Here is a 19,176-nt window from a genome sequence, read left to right as displayed (position 1 = left end):
AACCCCTTTAGTTAATTGAATATTTTTAAATTGCATTAAAAATCATCATTTATTACTTGGACTACTATTTGATTTTTGATAAAATCCCCGCCTAATTTTTTATCGAAATTGAAAACATGGGCAAAAACGTCGTAGTTCTAGGCACCCAATGGGGTGACGAAGGTAAGGGTAAGATTGTTGATTTACTCACAGATAAAGCTAAGTACGTCGTACGTTATCAAGGAGGCCATAATGCAGGTCATACTTTGGTAATAGACGGTGAAAAAACCGTACTTCATTTAATTCCATCGGGCGTATTACGTGACAATGTGAAATGTTTAATCGGCAACGGCGTAGTTTTATGCCCGAAAGCCTTGATGACAGAAATCGCAATGTTAGAAGCCAAAGGCGTTCCTGTACGTGAACGTTTACTTATTAGTGACGCTTGTCCGTTAATTCTTCCTTATCATAATGCTCTAGATGCTGCGCGAGAAATCGCTCGTGGTAATAAGCCTATTGGTACGACAGGACGTGGTATTGGTCCAGCTTATGAAGACAAAGTTGCCCGCCGTGGTTTACGTGTTGGCGATTTAGTTTGTGCTGAGTCATTTGCGATTAAATTAAAAGAAATTGTTGATTACCATAATTTCTCTTTAGAGCATTACTACAAAGTTGCGCCAGTTTGTTATGACACTGTGCTTGCTGATGCTTTATCAGTTCGTGACGTTATCCTTAAAATGGTTGCCGATGTCGCTGAAATTCTTGATCAAGCCCGTAAAAACGGCGAATCAATTATGTTTGAAGGTGCTCAAGGGACTTTACTTGATATTGATCACGGTACTTATCCTTATGTAACCTCTTCAAACACTACTGCAGGTGGCGTTGCTACCGGTTGTGGTTTTGGACCTCGCCATTTAGATTATATTCTAGGTATTACTAAAGCATACACGACACGTGTTGGCTCTGGTCCTTTCCCTACAGAATTAGATGACGAAGTCGGTGAACATTTAGGTACTGTAGGCCATGAATTTGGCGCGACTACGGGACGTGAACGTCGATGTGGTTGGTTTGACGCGGTTGCTATGCACCGTGCCATTCAAGTCAACAGCGTAACAGGATTTTGTTTAACCAAACTTGATGTTTTAGACGGTTTAAAAACCCTTAAAATATGTACAGGTTACCGTACTGAAGCTGGCGACATTATTACTGTACCGCCTACAGCTGCTGAAGGTTATGACAGAATTACACCTGTTTATGAAGAAATGCCCGGTTGGTCTGAAGTTACTGTTGGCGCAACTTCTCGTGACGCTTTACCTGCTAATGCGATCGCTTACATTAAGCGCATTGAAGAATTAACAGGGGTCCCGGTTGATATTATTTCAACAGGTCCAGATCGTAATGAAACCATTATTTTAGTAAATCCGTTTGCTGAGTAATTACAGCGAATAATTTTTTCTAAAATAAGACGAATAAAACCACCGCTGAGGTGGTTTTTTTTTACTTAAAATAAATTATTTCAATGGCCATTATTGAATATAAATGCAAAAGCAATTAATCAACGTCATAAGTGATAGTGATAACGTTGACGAAGATTAATTATTAATTGGATAACTTCACCGATAAATTCGTTGTTGTGTGTTGAAAAAAAGAAAAATCGACAGCTAAATTTTTTAAGTCAAAGAAGTTTATAAAAATGGTCATAAAATACGGTGAATAGATTAAGCTGTATAGCGAATATTTAGTTTTATGATGTGCAATACAAAAGGGCTAAGGGTATGTTTGTTATAGCTTCTAGCACTTTTTTATATAAGAATAACGTTGGAACAAAATGTAAGATTACCATAGTATATACCCGTTACTATTTAAAGATCACAGACAAAGGTGTATCTTGATTGACAACGAGTCTATATAACTATGCTGTATATAAACAAAAAAAAACGTGCAAAATGGCATATATAAGACAATAAATTCACCTAACGCATAGGATAAATCATGACTGACTTTCGCCAACAAGCACTTGATTACCATCAATTCCCAACACCTGGAAAAATAAGTGTTGAATTAACCACTGCCGCTGAAACTAGCCGTGATTTAGCACTCGCCTATAGCCCAGGTGTTGCTGAACCGGTTCGCGCAATTGCGGCAAATCCCGATGATGTTTACAAATATACGGGCAAAGGCAATACCGTCGCTGTTATTACCAATGGTACCGCTATTTTAGGGTTAGGTAATCTAGGTGGTATGGCTGCTAAGCCGGTAATGGAAGGCAAAGCATTATTATTTAAGCGATTTGCCGGTATTAATTCATTTGATATCGAAGTTAAACATAAGACAGTTGAAGACTTTATAAATACGGTCGCCAATATCGCTGACAGTTTTGGTGGTATTAACTTAGAAGATATTAAAGCACCAGAGTGTTTTGCTATTGAAAAGGCACTTATTGAACGTTGTAAAATACCGGTATTTCACGATGACCAACATGGTACGGCTATTGTTACCGCTGCTGCAATGATCAATGCCTTGGAAATCCAAGGTAAAAGTATTAAAGATGCCAACATTATTTGTCTTGGCGCAGGCGCAGCTGCAATTGCTTGTATGGAACTATTAATCAAATGTGGCGCTCAGCGCGAAAAAATCTACATGCTTGATACTAAAGGTGTGATTCATACCCGACGTGATGATCTTAACGAATATAAGCGGATGTTTGCTAATAATACTGATAAACGTACCCTTGAAGATGTTATCGATGGCGCAGATGTATTTGTCGGTGTTTCTGGACCCAATTTGCTTTCTGTTGAGCATGTAAAATTAATGGCGCCAAATCCAATTATCTTTGCTTGTTCAAACCCAGACCCTGAAATAAAACCTTCATTAGCACTTGCTGTTCGTGATGATCTTATTATTGCTACGGGTCGCTCTGATTACCCTAACCAAGTCAATAATGTGTTATGTTTTCCTTTTATTTTTCGTGGCGCTTTAGATGTTCGCGCTAGAACGATTAACGATGAGATGAAAATTGCTGCTGTTCATGCTATTCGTGAATTAGCAAAGGAACCTGTTTCGCAAGAAGTGTTAGATGCTAGTGGTGAGAAAAGTTTGATCTTTGGTAAAGAGTATATTATTCCTAAGCCGATGGATCCTCGTTTGTGTGGTCGAGTAGCGCTTGCCGTTGCTAAAGCGGCGGTTGAGTCTGGAGTGGCTGCCCTAGAATTACCTGAAAACTATATGGCATAATCAGTAGTATTTATTAACAACGCTGTAAAAGGAGAGCTCGACTCTCCTTTTTATATTCATGACAAATAGTATGTTATGGTCCAGTGACTGTATCTACGCAGGAAGTAGGGAGTAGAAAGTAGGGTAACGCAGCAGCAGTTACCGAGATGGTAAAGAGTAGGTTATTAAGGGTGATTGGTCATGGTGACTCCAAGGCATCGATGTAATAGCTGTATTATTACCTCTTGTACGTCTTTATGTTCCTGACAAATCATTAATACCTTACACCTCTGTAGACAATGTCACCGATTTCAAAGCGTGACAATATTGAGTAGAACGAATAACAATGAAAACTTCAACGAAAGCCGCTTTACTCTCAGCACTTGTTTACCCGGGTATTGGCCAACTAATTTGTCACGCTTATCGACGGGCTACGTTATTTATTTTAAGTTTTTCTGTGACGGCATATTTGTATATTGAAGAAGTGATACGGCAATATCAGCCACTTATCAATAAAGTTAAATCAGGTGACGTTGCGCTCAATAGCCAAGCACTGATCGCTGAGATGGCAAGAAATCCCATTATTGTTGACCCTATCCTAGTGAGTACATTAACTTATATGCTATTAACTTGCTGGGTACTGGCGATTGTAGATGCTTATAGTATGGGCATAAAAAAAGACGCCGGAACGTCTTTTTGAGTAAGTGCATTAAAACCCTTAGCTACTCGTCTTCAATTTCAAATTGACTGAAGTCGGTAATACCTTTTGCTATTAACGCTTCGCGCACACTTTTAGGTAACATCTCTGTATTGTCTTTTGTTAAATCGCCATCATCAGGAAGAGGCTGTCCGGTAAAAGCATGCAGAAAAGCTTCACATAACAATTCGCTGTTAGTTGCATGGCGTAAGTTGTTAACTTGCCGACGAGTACGTTCATCCGTTAACACTTTCAGTACCCGCAACGGGATTGAGACCGTGATTTTTTTAACTTGCTCACTTTTTTTACCATGTTCGGCGTATGGTTTTATATAATCGCCATTCCACTTTGCCATTTAATTACCTTTCTTTAGCTAAATTACTTTTTATAAGTTAGATTTTACTGGTTGTTGGCGTTGAGTCAATAACGAATGTGTAGAAGTTTAGAAGTCTAAAGTTCTTGACCGACAAAAGTAAAGCGTTTAGAGTTATAGACGTCCAAACATCTATTTGATTTTACTGCCCGATTGGAGCAAAAAATGACAAGCAAAAAACCAGCAACATTAGCTGTTAGAGCCGGCATTAATAGTGATGAACATCACGGTGCGGTTGTTCCTGCCATTCATTTATCGAGTACTTATGCTTTAAAAGGCTTCAACAATAAGCGCCAATTCGATTATTCCAGAACAGGCAACCCAACTCGAAGCACGTTTGCACAAGCTATCGCTGATTTAGAGCAGGGTGCTGTTGGCATTGTTACCAGCACAGGAATGTCAGCGGTGCACTTAATCTGTCAGTTACTGACAACAAAAGATACGGTTGTTATTCCACATGATTGCTATGGTGGAAGTTATCGCTTGTTTACCCACCTAGCAAAACGTGGCTTATTTAATGTGCTTGTTGTTGATCAAAACGATGATCAAGCGTTAGCGCAAGCGCTTGAACAAAAGCCAAGATTAGTTTTGATTGAGTCACCCAGTAATCCATTATTACGGTTGGTTGATATAAAAAAGGTTACTCAAGCCAGTCATGCTGTTGGTGCTTTAGTGGCAGTAGATAATACGTTTCTTTCTCCCTTGTTACAGCAACCACTATTATTAGGTGCTGATATTGTTTTTCACTCGACAACTAAATATATTAATGGTCACAGTGATGTTGTGGGTGGGGTGTTAGTAACAAAAGAAAAAGAACTGGGTGAAGAGCTAGCGTGGTGGGCAAATTGTATTGGTATTACGGGTTCACCCTTCGACAGTTATCTGGCATTACGTGGCTTAAAAACCTTACCACTGCGCATGAAACAGCATCAAGAAAATGCTAATGCTGTTGCAAAATACTTAGATAATCATCAAGCAATTAACGCGGTATACTTTCCTGGTTTAAAAAATCACCCAGGACACGAAATTGCTAAGCATCAGCAAAAAGATTTTGGCGCTATGATGAGTTTCGAAATAAAAGGCGGTGTTGAAGCGGTTAAAGTACTGTTTGACAACTTATCACTCTTTACCTTGGCACAGTCATTAGGTGGCGTTGAAAGTTTAATCAGTCATCCATCAACGATGACCCATGCAGGTATGGAAATTGAAGCACAAATTGCAGCGGGTATTACTCAATCTTTAATCCGAATTTCTGTCGGTATTGAAGATGTTAGTGATATTATTAATGACTTAGAACAAGCTTTATCGGCAAGCCAAATTTAAAGTTGTAGACTATTTTTAGTAGAAGAATTAATGAGTGAAAATGACACAGTCAAATACAGTAGAACAATTATCATCAGGGAATAATCAACTGGCGAAGCATGCTATTCATGTACATAAATTTGGTGGCAGTAGCTTAGCAACTACCCAATGTATTGAACGTGTGGTTGATATTATTCGTCAAAACTGTCAACTAAATGATTTAGTTGTTGTTTCGGCAAATGGAAACACGACGGATGACTTATTCAATATTTATAAACTCGCACTTGAAAAAAGTGACGAGCTGTTTTTGGCTATTGAAAGACTAGAGAAATCACAAAGCACATTAATTGGTGAGTTATTGAACCCTAGCAGTGCAGCAGACCTTATCAAGGTTTTGTCTGATGATATAACACAATTAACGGCTTGGTTATCTGATCAGCCAAGCCAACACCATGCAGATATGTTGGCATTTGGTGAGCTGTGGTCGGCGCGTTTATTATCAGCGGTGTTAAGTGAAAAAGTTTGTCCAAGTTATGCTATTGATGCGCGTGACTTTCTGGTTATCAATAATGATAAAGACTGTGCAGTCGACAATCAGAAAAGTAGTCAAGATTTTCAGCAGAATTTACAAAAAGGAAAGTTGGCGGTTATTACTGGCTATATCACTAAAAATTCTCAAGGTGAAACCTGTACTTTAGGTCGTAATGGTAGTGACTATTCAGCAACAATTATTGCATCACTGTCGGGCGCGCTGAATGTTACCCTATGGACTGACGTTGATGGCATTTATAGTGCCGATCCTCGTATTGTACCACTTGCCCGTAAATTACATCGCTTACCTAATGGTGTCGCGAAAGAATTGGGGCGCTTAGGTAACCCGGTTTTGCATGCAAAAACCTTACAGCCGCTTACTAACCACAGCACACACCTTCATGTAGCAAGTAGCTTTGATCCTGAAATTTCTGGTACAGAGATAGGAAAATTTGGTCAAATTGCTAAACAGGAATTGTCGGTCACCTCGCTTAACGATCTGTTACTGGTAAAATCGACCAGTTTAGCCGGTTCGTTTGGTGAACAAGCCAGTAATGAGTTTTCTGCGATATGTAGTGATGTTCAGCAAGGTTTTATGGTTATCCACCAAACGCAACAAAAATTAGTCAGTCAGTGGCTGGCAAGTCATGATACCGAAGTGTCATTTACACCGGTGTCTATTATAGCGATTGTTGGTCATAGTGTGGTAAATCAAGGTAATATCCAAGCGCGTTTTAAACGCGCCCTCAAACATACTCATGTACTGCAGGTGGTGAACTCGTTAAGTGAGCATAGTATTATCGCCATTCTTCAGCAGAGTTGTACCGGTGAGTTACTTAATAATGTTCATTATGATATGACTAAAGACGCTCGACACATAGGTGTTGTTGTTTCAGGGCTTGGTAATATAGGTCAACGATTCTTAGACTTGTTACCCGCGCAACTCAATCGAGTCTCTGTGTTAGAGAACGTTCATTTAGTCGGTTTAGTCACTTCTAAAAAAGCACTGCTTAATACCGATGGTATTGATGTTAATCAAGCAATGTCGCTCTATGAAAGAGATGCTACGCCTTGTGATAATGCCTTATTGATGTCGTGGTTAACGAACCACCCTTACGACGAATTAATTGTTGTCGATATCACCCCTAGCGAACATTTTAGTGATTTATACCGTGAGTTCTTTAAAGAAGGTATTCATGTTATTGGTGCCAATAAATGGGCGGCTTCTGCCAGTACCGCTCGCTATAATGACTTAGTATTAACCGCGGCTGAAAATAAAAGCTTATGGTTAGGAAGTACTACTGTTGGCGCCGGTTTACCGGTTAACTTTGCCATTAACGATTTATTGAAAAGTGGCGATAAGATAACGGAAATATCAGGAATTTTTTCAGGCACGCTTTCTTGGCTATTTGAAACCTACGATGCCAGTGTACCGTTTTCAACCTTATTAATGGATGCCTTATCACAAGGGATCACTGAACCCGATCCACGAGAAGATCTGTCTGGGCGAGACGTGCAACGAAAATTACTGATCTTAGCGCGTATGGCAGGATTTGAATTATCACTTGATGATATTGAATGCGAAAATTTAGTGCCAGAATCCTTACAAGGGTTATCAACGACAGAATTTTTAGCAAAGTCAGCAGACTTGGACAGTTACTTTGCTGAACAACTCACTAGCGCATCTAAACAGCAAGCCTGTATTCGTTATATTGCAAAATTCTGTGTCAACGAACAAGGCCAATTGAGCGCTAAGGTTTATCTTGCGACGCTTGCTAAGAATGATCCTTTTGCCTCTTTAACTCCGGGTGATAATATCTTTTTAATTAAGAGCCATTGGTATCAAGATAACCCGCTTATTATTCGTGGACCAGGCGCGGGTCGTGATGTTACCGCGGGTGGCCTACATTCAGACTTAGTGAGTATTTGCCAGCAACTGGCCGGTAAAAAACACCAAGTTAAAATCAAAGGTCTAAGTTAAATTAGCATAATCTAGCTGTCATCATTATCACAACAGTAAGACATTAATCCGCTAAATGAGAAAAGCATAACTGGTAGGTTGTGCTTTTTCTCAATCGATACTAATAAATACTTGTCTGTTATCGCATTATTAACTAGCATTTAGATAATTAAAAAAAGTAGCTACTTAGCACAGGCACCAAGTTGTATTTACATGGAAAATAAAACCTATAGCGACAGCTATTTTACCAGCCAAGTAAAAAGTCTTTTAAGCAGAATTTATGGCCACAGCCAATTAAATGATTCCGTTCTTGAGCGTGCGATTGAGTACTACGAAAAACAACCTTTTATTGAGCATAAGTTAGATGAGCTCAAGCAAAATATTGAAAAAGTTAGTAGGCAAACAGCCACGGATAAAGCTAAAACTTTACGGGTAAGACTCGAACGTGAACAACGCAATTATTACGAGGAATTGCGCTTTGAACGCAATGAGCGTCATCAACATCTCTATAAACTCTCTAAAGAGATCATCAAGTTGTCTGAGGGTGATTGCTTTGAAGACAGTAATCGTAAATCTAGCCAGCTTTTAGGTACCATACAATTAGTGAGTCCCACTCAGGGGCGAAAAATTGCTTTAACCAACGAGCAACATAAACCGCTTTATAAAAGCGTGTTATGTTTGCGTTTACTTGACCGACTATGCATGGATCAACATATTGTTGAGCCCTATATCAAGATTGCTTTGGGGGATATCAACGCAGAGCAATATCAAACGTTGGCTGAAGATAACCCCGAGGCCTATCAAGCCTTTGTAGAGAAAGTAAAAATTCCACTGGTCATGGCGGCGCTATTACAAGATATCGGAAATAACCACCCCGAGTCGCTAACCATTTTGCGTGGTGCTGATTATCAAAAAAATCCCCATCGAACTCTACCTATTGAAGAGCGTAAAGCACTTTTACAAATAAATTATCGAGAAACGGTTAAGTATCTTATTGATGGTATTGGCGCGGGTATATATATTGGTAATTCAAAAAAAGATCGCGACGAGCACAATGTAGTCGAGCATAAAAAATTATTGTTCATTAAGCATTTACTCAAAAGTGCCGTCAACCCAAAGAAGGGTATTGGCAACCTTCTTAAAGTACCACAAATATACAGTTCTATTATCTTGTCGACAAAAGATAGCTATAACTACAAATTATTACCGAAAGTTTATTATGTTCTTAATCAAAACGCGGAGCGGGGAGCTTGTTGTCAAGCCGTGGTTAATGCACTGACAAAAATTACTGGCCATTTTCCACAAGGTTATGGTGTTACCTATGTCCCGTATGAGCAAGATATTAACGACCGCTATGAATATGCCATCGTTAGCCAGCTTTATCCTGCAAATGCTGATTATCCTATTTGCCGAACGGCAACACGCAACTTAGCCTTCATAAGTCATGGACAAGAGATAGTCATTAAAAAATCTGCTAATTTATATTTTACTGAAACAGCTAAAAGTTTCTCTAGTATCAGTAAAGAGCGCCTCCATGAAATATTAGAGTTGTTAGTGTCAAATTCCCATGAGCGTAAACAACTAGATCTACTTCCTCGCTGTTGGCAGCCAGGAGAATTTTTTTCAGTCAATATTAATCAAAAGCTGTGGAATAAAGCTAAATAACGTTAAAGTCTTTGCTTTTATAACTCCATAATGAAAACACTTAGCAAGTTAAGTAAGTAGACTTACCCTGTTGTTGTTATCAAAGAGGGATATTTACAGTAAATATTAATCAAAAGCTGTGGAGCAAAGCTAAATAACGTTAAAGTCTTTGCTTTTATAACGCCATAGTGAAAACACTTAGCAAGTTAAGTAAGTAGACTTACCCTGTTGTTGTTATCAAAGAGGGATATTTACAGTAAATATTAATCAAAAACTGTCAAATAAGGCTAAATAACCATAATGCTTTTTCACTGTCTGTTAAAGTTCAGGTAAAATGACGTTTATTACTTTGCATAACTTTGGAATATCTCGTGAGCGATCAAGAAAAAAGACTGAATAAATTTATCAGTGAATCAGGTTACTGCTCGCGCCGAGCTGCTGATAAGTTGATTGAAGAAAGTCGAGTTACGATCAATGGTAAAACCCCTGAGTTAGGTACTAAGGTACAAGCGGGTGATGTGGTTTTTGTTGATGGTAAGCAAATTGGTGCTATGCCGGCTAATAAATCTGACCGGGTTTACATTGCTTATAACAAGCCAGTGGGTATTACCTGTACGACCGAGTTACATGTTAGAGGTAATATTATTGACGCTATTGGTCACAAAGAAAGGATCTTTCCGATAGGGCGTTTAGATAAGCCTTCAGAAGGACTAATTTTCTTGACCAGTGATGGTGATATCGTTAATAAAATTTTGCGCGCTGAAAATGCCCATGACAAAGAATATATTGTCACGGTTGATAAACCCATCAGTGAGCGCTTTATCCAACGGATGTCAAAAGGTGTACCTATACTGGGAACCATCACTAAACCCTGTCTTGTTAAAGTAGAAAGTAAATTTGTTTTTCGTATTATCTTAACGCAAGGCTTAAATCGTCAAATTCGTCGGATGTGTGAATATTTAGATTACGAGGTTTTACAGCTGAAACGTTCGCGTATTATGAGTGTCGAGTTGGGTGATTTACGACCAGGACAATGGCGAGACTTAACCACAGCGGAAATGGTTGAAATTAATGCAGCGGTAGCCACATCGACGAAAACAGCTTTACCAAAAGAAATCGATGAATCGGGTGATCCATGGGCAACCGTTATTGCAGTAACAGACATAGAAAATGATGTTAAAAAATAAAGCTTAGTCATACTAAACGTTAATTACGTTTGGTTTTTAAGACAATAAAAAAGGACGCCTAAGCGTCCTTTTTTTGTTTTCTTACTTTAATGCTTACTATTTTCTAGCAGCATCTTTTGCTTCTTTAGCTGCTTTAACTTCAGCGATAACAACTTCTGCTACGTTATTAGGACAAGGCATGTAGTGAGAGAATTCCATTGAGAATTGACCACGACCTGATGTCATTGTACGTAATGTTCCGATGTAACCAAACATTTCTGAAAGAGGTACGTCAGCTTTAATACGAACACCAGAAACACCTGCGTCTTGACCTGCGATCATGCCACGACGACGGTTTAAATCACCAATAACATCACCAACGTGATCATCAGGCGTAAACACATCAACTTTCATGATAGGTTCGATTAACTGTGCACCAGCTTTTGGAATTGACTGACGGAAAGCACCACGAGCAGCAAGTTCAAAGGCAACAGCAGATGAATCGACCGCGTGGAAACCACCATCGTATAATTCAATTTCAACGTCAAGTACAGGGAAGCCAGCAAGAACACCAGTATCCATCATGCCTTTGAAGCCTTTCTCGATTGCTGGGAAGAATTCCTTAGGAACATTACCACCAACAACAACAGAGCTGAATACGAAACCAGTACCAGGTTCGCCGGGCTTAATACGGTAATCAATTTTACCGAACTGACCAGAACCACCAGATTGTTTCTTATGTGTGTAAGAATCTTCAATTGCCGTAGTGATTGTTTCACGGTACGCAACTTGTGGCTTACCAACTTCTAATTCAACACCGTAAGTACGTTTTAGAATATCTACTTTGATATCTAAGTGAAGCTCACCCATACCAGATAAAATCGTTTCACCTGAATCGATATCAGTTTCAACTTTAAAAGTAGGATCTTCTGCAACCATTTTACCGATAGCAAGACCCATCTTCTCAGTTGAACCTTTATCTTTAGGTGTTACAGAGATTGAAATTACTGGCTTAGGAAATACCATAGCTTCTAGAACGATAGGGTGCTTAGGATCACATAATGTGTGACCTGTCTGAACATTACTCTTCATACCAACAATCGCGATGATATCACCAGCTTGTGCTGAAGTAAGTTCGTTACGGTCATCAGCTTGCATTTCACACATACGTCCAACACGCTCAGTTTTACCTGTAGCAGCGTTAAGAATGGTATCGCCTTTCTTCAATGTACCTGAATAGATACGTACGAAAGTTAATGTACCAAAACGGTCATCAGTGATTTTGAATGCTAACGCTTTGAATGTTTCTTCTGCAGAAACAATTGCGAATTCGCCATTAGGCGTGCCTTCTTCATCAGTAAGTGGTTGAGGATTAACATCTGTAGGTGAAGGCAAGTAATCAACAACAGCATCAAGAATTAATTGAATACCTTTGTTTTTAAATGCAGAAGCACCGTAAGTTGGGAAGAAAGTCATATCACGAGTACCAGTACGGATACACGCTTTGATTTGTTCTGTAGTAGGAACCATTTCCCCTTCTAAGAACTCCATCAACATATCTTCATCAACTTCTAAAGCTGTTTCGATTAACTGTATACGGTACTCAGCAGCTTTTTCTACCATATCCGCTGGGATATCGGTAATTTCATAGTTTTCTGGAAGACCTGTGTCATCCCAGATGTAAGCTTTTTCGCTAAGAAGGTCAACAACACCAACAAAGTCATCTTCTTCGCCAATTGGCAAAGTCATAATAAGTGGCGTAGCACCTAGAACGTTTTTAACTTGCTTACAAACACGGTAGAAATCAGCGCCTAAACGGTCAAGTTTGTTGATCATGATAATACGAGCAACTTTTGAGTCGTTCGCGTAACGCCAGTTAGTTTCTGATTGTGGTTCAACACCACCAGAACCACAGAATACGCCGATACCACCATCAAGTACTTTAAGTGAACGGTAAACTTCAACAGTGAAGTCAACGTGACCAGGAGTATCGATGACATTGAAACGGTGATCGTTCCAAAAACAGCTTACCGCAGCAGACTGTATGGTAATACCGCGCTCAGCTTCTTGTTCCATGAAGTCAGTGGTAGATTCACCATCATGTACTTCACCAGTTTTATGGATCTGACCGGTTAATTTAAGGATACGTTCAGTTGTTGTGGTTTTACCAGCATCAACGTGAGCGAAGATACCAATATTTCTATATTTAGATAAATCTGCCATTACTTTACTCTATTTAAGTCGCTACTAAAAAAGCGGAATTGTTGAAAATTTGCGCGCGAGTATACCATTAGTAAGTTCAAACAAAAATAAAAAATGAAAATTAATTAATAACAGTGATAAAAAGTTGGGCTGATCTGACGGTGTTTTATCGTGAGTTTATGGCATTAATTATAGAATTATAGCGAGTTGTCGACGGCCAAGACTTTAATAGCTTGTTTAGTAAGGTGCGATAGCTTTTTTTAATGATACCTTAACTAACATAATTGCGACCTTTTACACGACCCAATTGTTATACTTATTAAGACAGCTAAAAAGGGATCAGTTTTGACGAAATGGAATGACAAGCTACTGGAAAGTATGAAGCAGGGTGATGAGGTGGCATTCGAGCAATGTTACCGGTTACTCTCTCCTATTATCTTTACTGCAATTCTTAAGATTTGTAAAAACCGCCATGATGCTAATGACCTATTACAAGATACCTTTGTAGATGCCTTTAACAATTTAGCTTCTTTTCATCAACAGGTGCCTTTTATTGCTTGGCTAAAAAGAATAGCCTTTAATAATACCTTTAATTTTTTAAAAAAAATTAAACGCTTAACAATTGGCATTGAGCATTTATCCGAAGCGGTGTCTTTAGAAAATAGTATGGAAAGCGACTATGAGAACCGCAATTTATTACTTTACTTGTTCGAGCGATTGTCCGAAATGGAGTGTTTGATTATGTGGCTATATATAGCAGAGCAATATAAGCATAGCGAAATCGCGGAAGTTATTGGAAAAACACCAAGTTATTCAAAATCAGTTGTCTGTCGGTGTTTACAAAAATTGAGGGCGAATGCAGAGGTAAAAAAGTATGTTAATTAGCAAAAAAAATGGTGATGACTTAACTGAGCAAACGCATCAGCTTGATTCATATTTAACCCTTGATTCGGTACGTAAAGAAATAACTGCACTGCAACAGTCGACAGATGAAATAGCGCTAGAAACACCCGATGAACTCAATTGGCAGAAAATTAATCATCGTTTAGCCGCTTCAACTCATCGTACAAGGGGGCAGGGTAAATCTACAAATATATTTACAGAGAAAAAACCGTTACTCGCTATGGCTGCGTCGCTGTCATTTATATTTATAGGTGGCTTGAGTTGGTATAACTATCAATTACAACAACAGTTAGTTATGGCACTAAAAACAAACCAAAGCATGGAATTACAACTCGCTGAATATAGCCAGCTACAAGTAAATCAATACTATCTATTGCAAGAAATCTCTGCAGTGGAAGCCAAGCTGCTTAACGAACCATCTTTGAAAGTTAAGGTAGCGATATTAAAACACAGGAGCGCATTAATGCAACAAGTGCTCGAGTATCAACAAGGAGGTAACGATGAGTTTAGTATTTAAGGCCTTATTCACTAATAAGTATAGTGGTGTGTTATTAGTGCTGCTTTTATCAAAGCCCTTATTCGCCGCAACGCCACCAACTCATGAATGTGCAACGCTAGCGCTGACCGCTAATAATCAACAAAACCAGGCGATAACCTACCAGTTGTTGTCACATAACAATAGTGCGATTGATAACAACGCCTATTTAGATAATAGCTACCAAGCCGTGTTTATCGCTCCAGGACAACATAGCTTAAAGGTAAGGGCTTGGCGGACAGCCGATTATCTCAGTTACCACAATGGTATTGACGTAAATAAACAGCAGGCTTTGATTAAAAAAACTGTTGACCACCAGCTATTAATAACCGTGGTTGCCGACGCTAACTATCAACTGTTACCGATAAACAAAGAGGATGGAACTGTACTCGTCTTAGAAGAAAATCTGCAAAATTGTCATCCAGACACTCGCAGCGTGTTAGTCGCTAAGCATCAGCCATTAACATCCCAGATGATAAATTCGGTGTCCTTACCTGGAGAACTTGAGATACGCTTATATAATTTAATGGGAAAGTTAGCGCTTGAGAACTCATCAAGTATTAAGGGTTCAGTAGCAACAAGTAATATAGTGCCGCTTAGATTAATGGGAAGTTTTGGTCTGACGTTTGACCAAGGTAATGATACCAACAATGACACGCTGAAGGTATTAACCGTTCATCCTTTCTCCGTCGCCCATACCTTAAAATTAGCCAGTGGTGATGTGATTGTAAATCTAAACAATAAAAGTGACTTAACGGTAAAAGCTTCACCCAATCAGAAGTTTCAACACTATGTTAACCGTTTAGCTATTGGCGAGGATATAGAGATTACCGTTCGACGAGATAATAAAGAACGGCTATTAAAAGGTAATTACCAGCCAAAAATATTGCCTGAAAGCCACTATAAAATAAATGGTACTGCCATTGTAGATTCATTCGACGATAAGCAATGTGCATCGTTAAGTCGATACTTCACGGGGATAAAAGGCTATAAGATAATTAGCCACAATGGTCAGTCACTGAGTGAGCTTTATGGAAATTCAGCTCCAACAAGGTTAAGCCTGTCGCCAGGCGTTCATCGATTTCAAGCGGTATTTTCTCCTCGACCTACTCGTGCCATTAATAGTCAAATGGGGAGTACCCTTGATATTGCCCCAAGAATATCGGGCGGTAGCCGAGCGGGTGAAGCGGGTATTAAAACCTTAATCCGTACAAGAGCAGGTTCGATTAATGGTTGGTTTGGTAATCCTACTGATCGTAATTCAGCCAGAACCAATGGTACGATAGTCGACGATTATATCATTGAGCCAATGATGGGGCGGCCATTACTGAATGTTACCTTAAATGTTGAACAGGCTAAGCAATATAAATTAACGCTAGCACAGGAATCTACTGAGTCTAAACAGTCGATTTATGAAATTACGTCAACAGCTACGTTAAGTGAAATAGATTGTGCTGAAACTGTCTTATCGGCAATTTTATCGCCGCCATTGACTACGCAGTCCTTAATAAATAGTCAGTCGTTAACACCTTCACTTCAGTACGAGTTAGATCAATTGTTGTTAGAAGTAGCCTCTTATTATCAGGTCAGTGGTATTAACACCGGTATTGTTGATATTTACCGTGAGAAAAAGCTCGATAATAAGTATGGCCTTATTGGTAAGATGACTGATTATCAAGCAGGTTATGCCTTGTTAGTTAAACAAGTCAGTAGTAATAGCATGGCAAGTCGGGCAGGTTTGTTGGCGGGAGATAAAATATTGGCTTTGAACAACACCATTTTTATTGATAACAAGCCAAGTGAATTTTTAGCCGGTATAGCAAAGTTAAAAGCGGATGAAGTCTATACATTACTTATTTTAAGAGAAAATGAACAACGTGAGTTCGTTGCGGTTTACCAAGAAAAAGATCTTCCTGCTTTCTTCTTGTCAGTAGATATGAGCTCTGTAGCACAAGCCCAACAGGCTTTGGATCGGATAAACAGTTCAAACTAAGCTGATAATAGGGATAGCCATTTGTACTAAAAAGCAGATAACCTATATTAACAATCAATAACGGAGACAACTGATGAATAAATTTACAATTATAACCGCGTTATCATTAATACTGGCTGGATGTAGCGCTTATCAAATCAAAGCCGATGTTGATGAAGGTAAATTTCGCTTTGTTAACTTTGAAAAAGAACGGGGTAAGCAATTTGAGTATATCCATCTTATGTGTCTGTATAAAAGGCCAATTGAATGGAATCTACCTAAGCAATATCAAGCAGGTAATCACCAATTATGGGTAAAAGCGCAAATTTACCAAAATGGCATGAGCATTCGTGAAAAGAATGCCTTCGTTAAATTTGACGTAACGTTAAAAGCAGGCCTGAGTTATAAATTGAACCGCTCTTTTGATGATCATGATAATATTTCCATTTGGATCGAAGAAGAACAGTCTAAAAATATTGTTTCAGAAATTATTACCACTGAACTCCTTAGACCCTTGCTTATTGAAAAATCATTGAGAACTGAGCAATGTGAGTCGGGATCAATTTAGTCTGATCGCCACCGCATCTGAGCTTTAGTGATAAAAAATATTTAGGCTTGATAAATATTATCAGTTATGTATAATACACATCCGCACATCGCTCACGCTTTGTGCGGATTTTCACCTTAGCCTTTACGGTTAAGGTTTACAGCAGCTCCGATAGGGAGTTGAATGTTATTAGCGATACACCCCCCTTTTACATATAAAAGGTGATGGGATGTATTTTGTTGTTCTTTAAAAATGGGGATTTGATTAATGTCAAATCAAAGAATTCGCATTCGTTTGAAAGCGTTCGATCATCGTTTGATTGATCAATCAACAGCTGAAATCGTAGATACTGCAAAGCGCACTGGTGCTCAGGTTCGTGGTCCAATTCCACTTCCTACACGTAAAGAGCGTTTTACTATCTTGACTTCTCCACACGTTAACAAAGATGCGCGTGATCAGTATGAAATTCGTACTCACAAACGCATGATTGATATCGTAGAGCCAACTGAAAAGACTGTAGACGCATTAATGCGTTTAGATCTAGCAGCTGGCGTTGACGTTCAAATCAGCTTGGGTTAAGGGGTTTTAACAATGACTATTGGTCTAGTTGGACGTAAAGTAGGCATGACTCGTATCTTCACTGAAGATGGCGTTTCAACACCTGTAACCGTTCTAGAAGTTGAAGCCAACCGTATTTCTCAAGTGAAAACTTTAGAAACTGACGGTTACTCGGCGCTTCAAGTTACAACAGGTAGCCGTAAGGCTAGCCGTGTTACAAAACCAGCAGCTGGGCATTTCGCTAAAGCTGGCGTTCAAGCAGGCCGTGGCCTGTGGGAATTCCGCTTAAACGAAAATGAAGGCGAAGGTTTAGAATTGGGCGGTGAAATCACTGTTTCAATTTTTAATGACACTAAATTAGTAGACGTAACCGGTACATCTAAAGGTAAAGGCTTCCAAGGCGGTATTAAACGCTGGAACTTTACTATGCAAGATGCTACTCATGGTAACTCTGTCTCTCACCGTTCAAACGGTTCGTTAGGTCAGTGTCAAACACCAGGTCGCGTTTTCAAAGGCAAAAAAATGTCTGGTCACATGGGTTCTGTGCGCTGTACTACACAAAACCTTGAATTGGTTCGCGTTGACGCAGAACGTAACTTGCTCCTTATTAAAGGTGCGGTTCCGGGTGCTATCAACGGTAACGTAATCATCAAACCAGCTGTTAAAGCTTAGTCCAGGAGATTCGTGATGGAATTATCATTAAAAGACGCTGCAGGTGCTCTTGAAGTTTCTGAAGCAACTTTTGGACTTGAGTTTAACGAAGCATTAGTACATCAGGTAGTAGTTGCATATGCAGCTGGCGCTCGTCAAGGTACTCGTGCTCAAAAGACTCGTTCAGAAGTAAGTGGCGGTGGTGCAAAACCTTGGCGTCAAAAAGGTACTGGCCGTGCTCGTGCTGGTACTAGCCGTGGTCCAATTTGGCGTTCTGGTGGCGTAACATTCGCTGCTAAACCTCAAGACCACAGCCAGAAAGTAAACCGTAAAATGTACCGTGGTGCGATTAAAAGCATCCTATCTGAGCTTGTTCGTCAAGATCGCTTAGTAGTGGTAGAAAACTTTACTGTTGAAACACCAAAAACTAAAGAATTAGTAGCTAAACTAAACGGCTTGGAGTTAAAAGATGTATTAATCATCACTCCAGAAGTTGATGAGAACTTGTTCTTATCAGCACGCAACTTGTACAAAGTTGACGTTCGTGACGTAGACGGTATTGACCCAGTTAGCTTGGTTGGTTTCGAAAAAGTTTTGATGACTGCTACTGCAGTTAAACAACTTGAGGAGATGTTAGGATGATAAGCGAAGAACGTTTGTTAAAAGTGCTTTTAGCACCGAACATTTCTGAGAAAAGCACTATGGCATCTGAAGCAAACAACACTGTTGTTTTCAAAGTTGTTACTACTGCTACTAAAGCTGAAATCAAAGCTGCTGTTGAGAAACTTTTTGAAGTTTCAGTAGACGGTGTTCGCACATTAAATGTTAAAGGTAAAGTGAAACGTACTGGTGCTCGTTTTGGTCGCAGAAGCGACTGGAAAAAAGCATACGTTACTCTTGCTGAAGGCAGCGACATCGACTTCGTCGGCGCGGAATCATAGGA

At 39.3% G+C, this 19,176-nt stretch carries 17 protein-coding genes; 15 read left to right on the top strand and 2 right to left on the bottom strand.

Annotated elements, in window-relative coordinates; translation table 11 throughout:
- Positions 1–116 precede the first annotated feature (116 nt).
- From A3Q34_RS09215 to A3Q34_RS09205, 3 genes are all read left to right on the top strand, one after another.
- The gene (locus A3Q34_RS09215) at positions 117–1,415 is read left to right on the top strand and encodes an adenylosuccinate synthase (RefSeq protein ID WP_070375091.1); all 1,299 of its coding nucleotides are present in this window, start codon (positions 117–119) and stop codon (positions 1,413–1,415) included.
- Between the two features lie 556 nt (positions 1,416–1,971).
- Complete coding sequence (locus A3Q34_RS09210) at positions 1,972–3,213, top strand: malic enzyme-like NAD(P)-binding protein (protein WP_070375090.1); 1,242 nt, start codon at positions 1,972–1,974, stop codon at positions 3,211–3,213.
- A gap of 325 nt (positions 3,214–3,538) precedes the next feature.
- A complete protein-coding gene (locus A3Q34_RS09205) occupies positions 3,539–3,892 on the top strand; it encodes a hypothetical protein (protein WP_070375089.1) in 354 nt (117 codons plus the stop codon).
- A gap of 22 nt (positions 3,893–3,914) precedes the next feature.
- Here A3Q34_RS09205 and metJ read toward each other — a convergent pair whose 3' ends face one another.
- Positions 3,915–4,244, bottom strand: coding sequence for a met regulon transcriptional regulator MetJ (metJ, locus tag A3Q34_RS09200; RefSeq protein ID WP_070375088.1), 330 nt, complete (start codon positions 4,242–4,244; stop codon positions 3,915–3,917).
- A 183-nt stretch (positions 4,245–4,427) separates the two neighbouring features.
- Between metJ and metB the strand changes: the two genes are divergently transcribed.
- The 4 genes from metB (at position 4,428) to rluF (ending at position 10,886) form a co-directional block, all read left to right on the top strand.
- A complete protein-coding gene (gene metB / locus A3Q34_RS09195; protein ID WP_070375087.1) occupies positions 4,428–5,585 on the top strand; it encodes a cystathionine gamma-synthase in 1,158 nt (385 codons plus the stop codon).
- A gap of 40 nt (positions 5,586–5,625) precedes the next feature.
- Entirely contained in the window at positions 5,626–8,076 is a 2,451-nt protein-coding gene (metL, locus tag A3Q34_RS09190) for a bifunctional aspartate kinase/homoserine dehydrogenase II (RefSeq protein ID WP_070377082.1), read from the top strand.
- A 192-nt stretch (positions 8,077–8,268) separates the two neighbouring features.
- Positions 8,269–9,720 (top strand): hypothetical protein, encoded by a 1,452-nt coding sequence (locus tag A3Q34_RS09185; RefSeq protein ID WP_070375086.1) that lies wholly within the window; start codon positions 8,269–8,271, stop codon positions 9,718–9,720.
- A 350-nt stretch (positions 9,721–10,070) separates the two neighbouring features.
- The gene (rluF, locus tag A3Q34_RS09180) at positions 10,071–10,886 is read left to right on the top strand and encodes a 23S rRNA pseudouridine(2604) synthase RluF (protein ID WP_083277955.1); all 816 of its coding nucleotides are present in this window, start codon (positions 10,071–10,073) and stop codon (positions 10,884–10,886) included.
- Between the two features lie 96 nt (positions 10,887–10,982).
- Here the strand turns inward: rluF and fusA are convergent, their stop codons facing one another.
- Positions 10,983–13,088 (bottom strand): elongation factor G, encoded by a 2,106-nt coding sequence (gene fusA, locus A3Q34_RS09175; protein WP_070375085.1) that lies wholly within the window; start codon positions 13,086–13,088, stop codon positions 10,983–10,985.
- A 324-nt stretch (positions 13,089–13,412) separates the two neighbouring features.
- Here fusA and A3Q34_RS09170 point away from each other — a divergent pair, with 324 nt between their 5' ends.
- From A3Q34_RS09170 to rplW, 8 genes are all read left to right on the top strand, one after another.
- Positions 13,413–13,952 (top strand): RNA polymerase sigma factor, encoded by a 540-nt coding sequence (locus A3Q34_RS09170; RefSeq protein ID WP_157470927.1) that lies wholly within the window; start codon positions 13,413–13,415, stop codon positions 13,950–13,952.
- On the top strand, positions 13,942–14,487 hold the full coding sequence (locus tag A3Q34_RS09165; protein WP_070375083.1) for a hypothetical protein: 546 nt from the start codon (positions 13,942–13,944) through the stop codon (positions 14,485–14,487). Before A3Q34_RS09170 ends, A3Q34_RS09165 begins: the two co-directional genes overlap by 11 nt.
- Positions 14,471–16,498, top strand: a complete 2,028-nt coding sequence (locus tag A3Q34_RS09160; protein ID WP_070375082.1) for a hypothetical protein — start codon at positions 14,471–14,473, stop codon at positions 16,496–16,498. Before A3Q34_RS09165 ends, A3Q34_RS09160 begins: the two co-directional genes overlap by 17 nt.
- Positions 16,499–16,571: 73 nt before the next feature.
- On the top strand, positions 16,572–17,045 hold the full coding sequence (locus tag A3Q34_RS09155; protein ID WP_070375081.1) for a hypothetical protein: 474 nt from the start codon (positions 16,572–16,574) through the stop codon (positions 17,043–17,045).
- A 246-nt stretch (positions 17,046–17,291) separates the two neighbouring features.
- Complete coding sequence (rpsJ, locus tag A3Q34_RS09150) at positions 17,292–17,603, top strand: 30S ribosomal protein S10 (RefSeq protein WP_070375080.1); 312 nt, start codon at positions 17,292–17,294, stop codon at positions 17,601–17,603.
- 12 nt (positions 17,604–17,615) lie between these two features.
- Positions 17,616–18,254, top strand: a complete 639-nt coding sequence (gene rplC / locus A3Q34_RS09145) for a 50S ribosomal protein L3 (protein ID WP_070375079.1) — start codon at positions 17,616–17,618, stop codon at positions 18,252–18,254.
- A 15-nt stretch (positions 18,255–18,269) separates the two neighbouring features.
- A complete protein-coding gene (gene rplD, locus A3Q34_RS09140; protein ID WP_070375078.1) occupies positions 18,270–18,875 on the top strand; it encodes a 50S ribosomal protein L4 in 606 nt (201 codons plus the stop codon).
- Positions 18,872–19,174 carry a 50S ribosomal protein L23 gene (rplW, locus tag A3Q34_RS09135; protein WP_070375077.1) on the top strand — a complete coding sequence of 101 codons (303 nt, stop codon included), beginning with the start codon at positions 18,872–18,874 and terminating at the stop codon, positions 19,172–19,174. The genes rplD and rplW overlap by 4 nt, the downstream gene beginning before the upstream one ends.
- The last annotated feature ends 2 nt before the right edge of the window (positions 19,175–19,176 follow it).

This window comes from Colwellia sp. PAMC 20917, from assembly GCF_001767295.1.
Taxonomy (GTDB): Bacteria; Pseudomonadota; Gammaproteobacteria; order Enterobacterales; family Alteromonadaceae; genus Colwellia_A.
This window is presented reverse-complemented; position numbering and strand designations above follow the sequence as displayed.

Excerpts from the sequence above, each read along its gene's own strand:
- A3Q34_RS09155 (WP_070375081.1), top strand. The coding sequence starts at position 16,572 with ATGAATAAATTTACAATTATAACCGCGTTATCATTAATACTGGCTGGA.
- A3Q34_RS09160 (WP_070375082.1), top strand. The coding sequence starts at position 14,471 with ATGAGTTTAGTATTTAAGGCCTTATTCACTAATAAGTATAGTGGTGTG.
- A3Q34_RS09215 (WP_070375091.1), top strand. The coding sequence starts at position 117 with ATGGGCAAAAACGTCGTAGTTCTAGGCACCCAATGGGGTGACGAAGGT.
- metJ (WP_070375088.1), bottom strand. The coding sequence starts at position 4,244 with ATGGCAAAGTGGAATGGCGATTATATAAAACCATACGCCGAACATGGT.
- fusA (WP_070375085.1), bottom strand. The coding sequence starts at position 13,088 with ATGGCAGATTTATCTAAATATAGAAATATTGGTATCTTCGCTCACGTT.
- A3Q34_RS09205 (WP_070375089.1), top strand. The coding sequence starts at position 3,539 with ATGAAAACTTCAACGAAAGCCGCTTTACTCTCAGCACTTGTTTACCCG.
- A3Q34_RS09165 (WP_070375083.1), top strand. The coding sequence starts at position 13,942 with ATGTTAATTAGCAAAAAAAATGGTGATGACTTAACTGAGCAAACGCAT.
- A3Q34_RS09210 (WP_070375090.1), top strand. The coding sequence starts at position 1,972 with ATGACTGACTTTCGCCAACAAGCACTTGATTACCATCAATTCCCAACA.
- A3Q34_RS09185 (WP_070375086.1), top strand. The coding sequence starts at position 8,269 with ATGGAAAATAAAACCTATAGCGACAGCTATTTTACCAGCCAAGTAAAA.
- rplC (WP_070375079.1), top strand. The coding sequence starts at position 17,616 with ATGACTATTGGTCTAGTTGGACGTAAAGTAGGCATGACTCGTATCTTC.
- rpsJ (WP_070375080.1), top strand. The coding sequence starts at position 17,292 with ATGTCAAATCAAAGAATTCGCATTCGTTTGAAAGCGTTCGATCATCGT.
- metB (WP_070375087.1), top strand. The coding sequence starts at position 4,428 with ATGACAAGCAAAAAACCAGCAACATTAGCTGTTAGAGCCGGCATTAAT.
- metL (WP_070377082.1), top strand. The coding sequence starts at position 5,626 with ATGACACAGTCAAATACAGTAGAACAATTATCATCAGGGAATAATCAA.
- rplW (WP_070375077.1), top strand. The coding sequence starts at position 18,872 with ATGATAAGCGAAGAACGTTTGTTAAAAGTGCTTTTAGCACCGAACATT.
- rplD (WP_070375078.1), top strand. The coding sequence starts at position 18,270 with ATGGAATTATCATTAAAAGACGCTGCAGGTGCTCTTGAAGTTTCTGAA.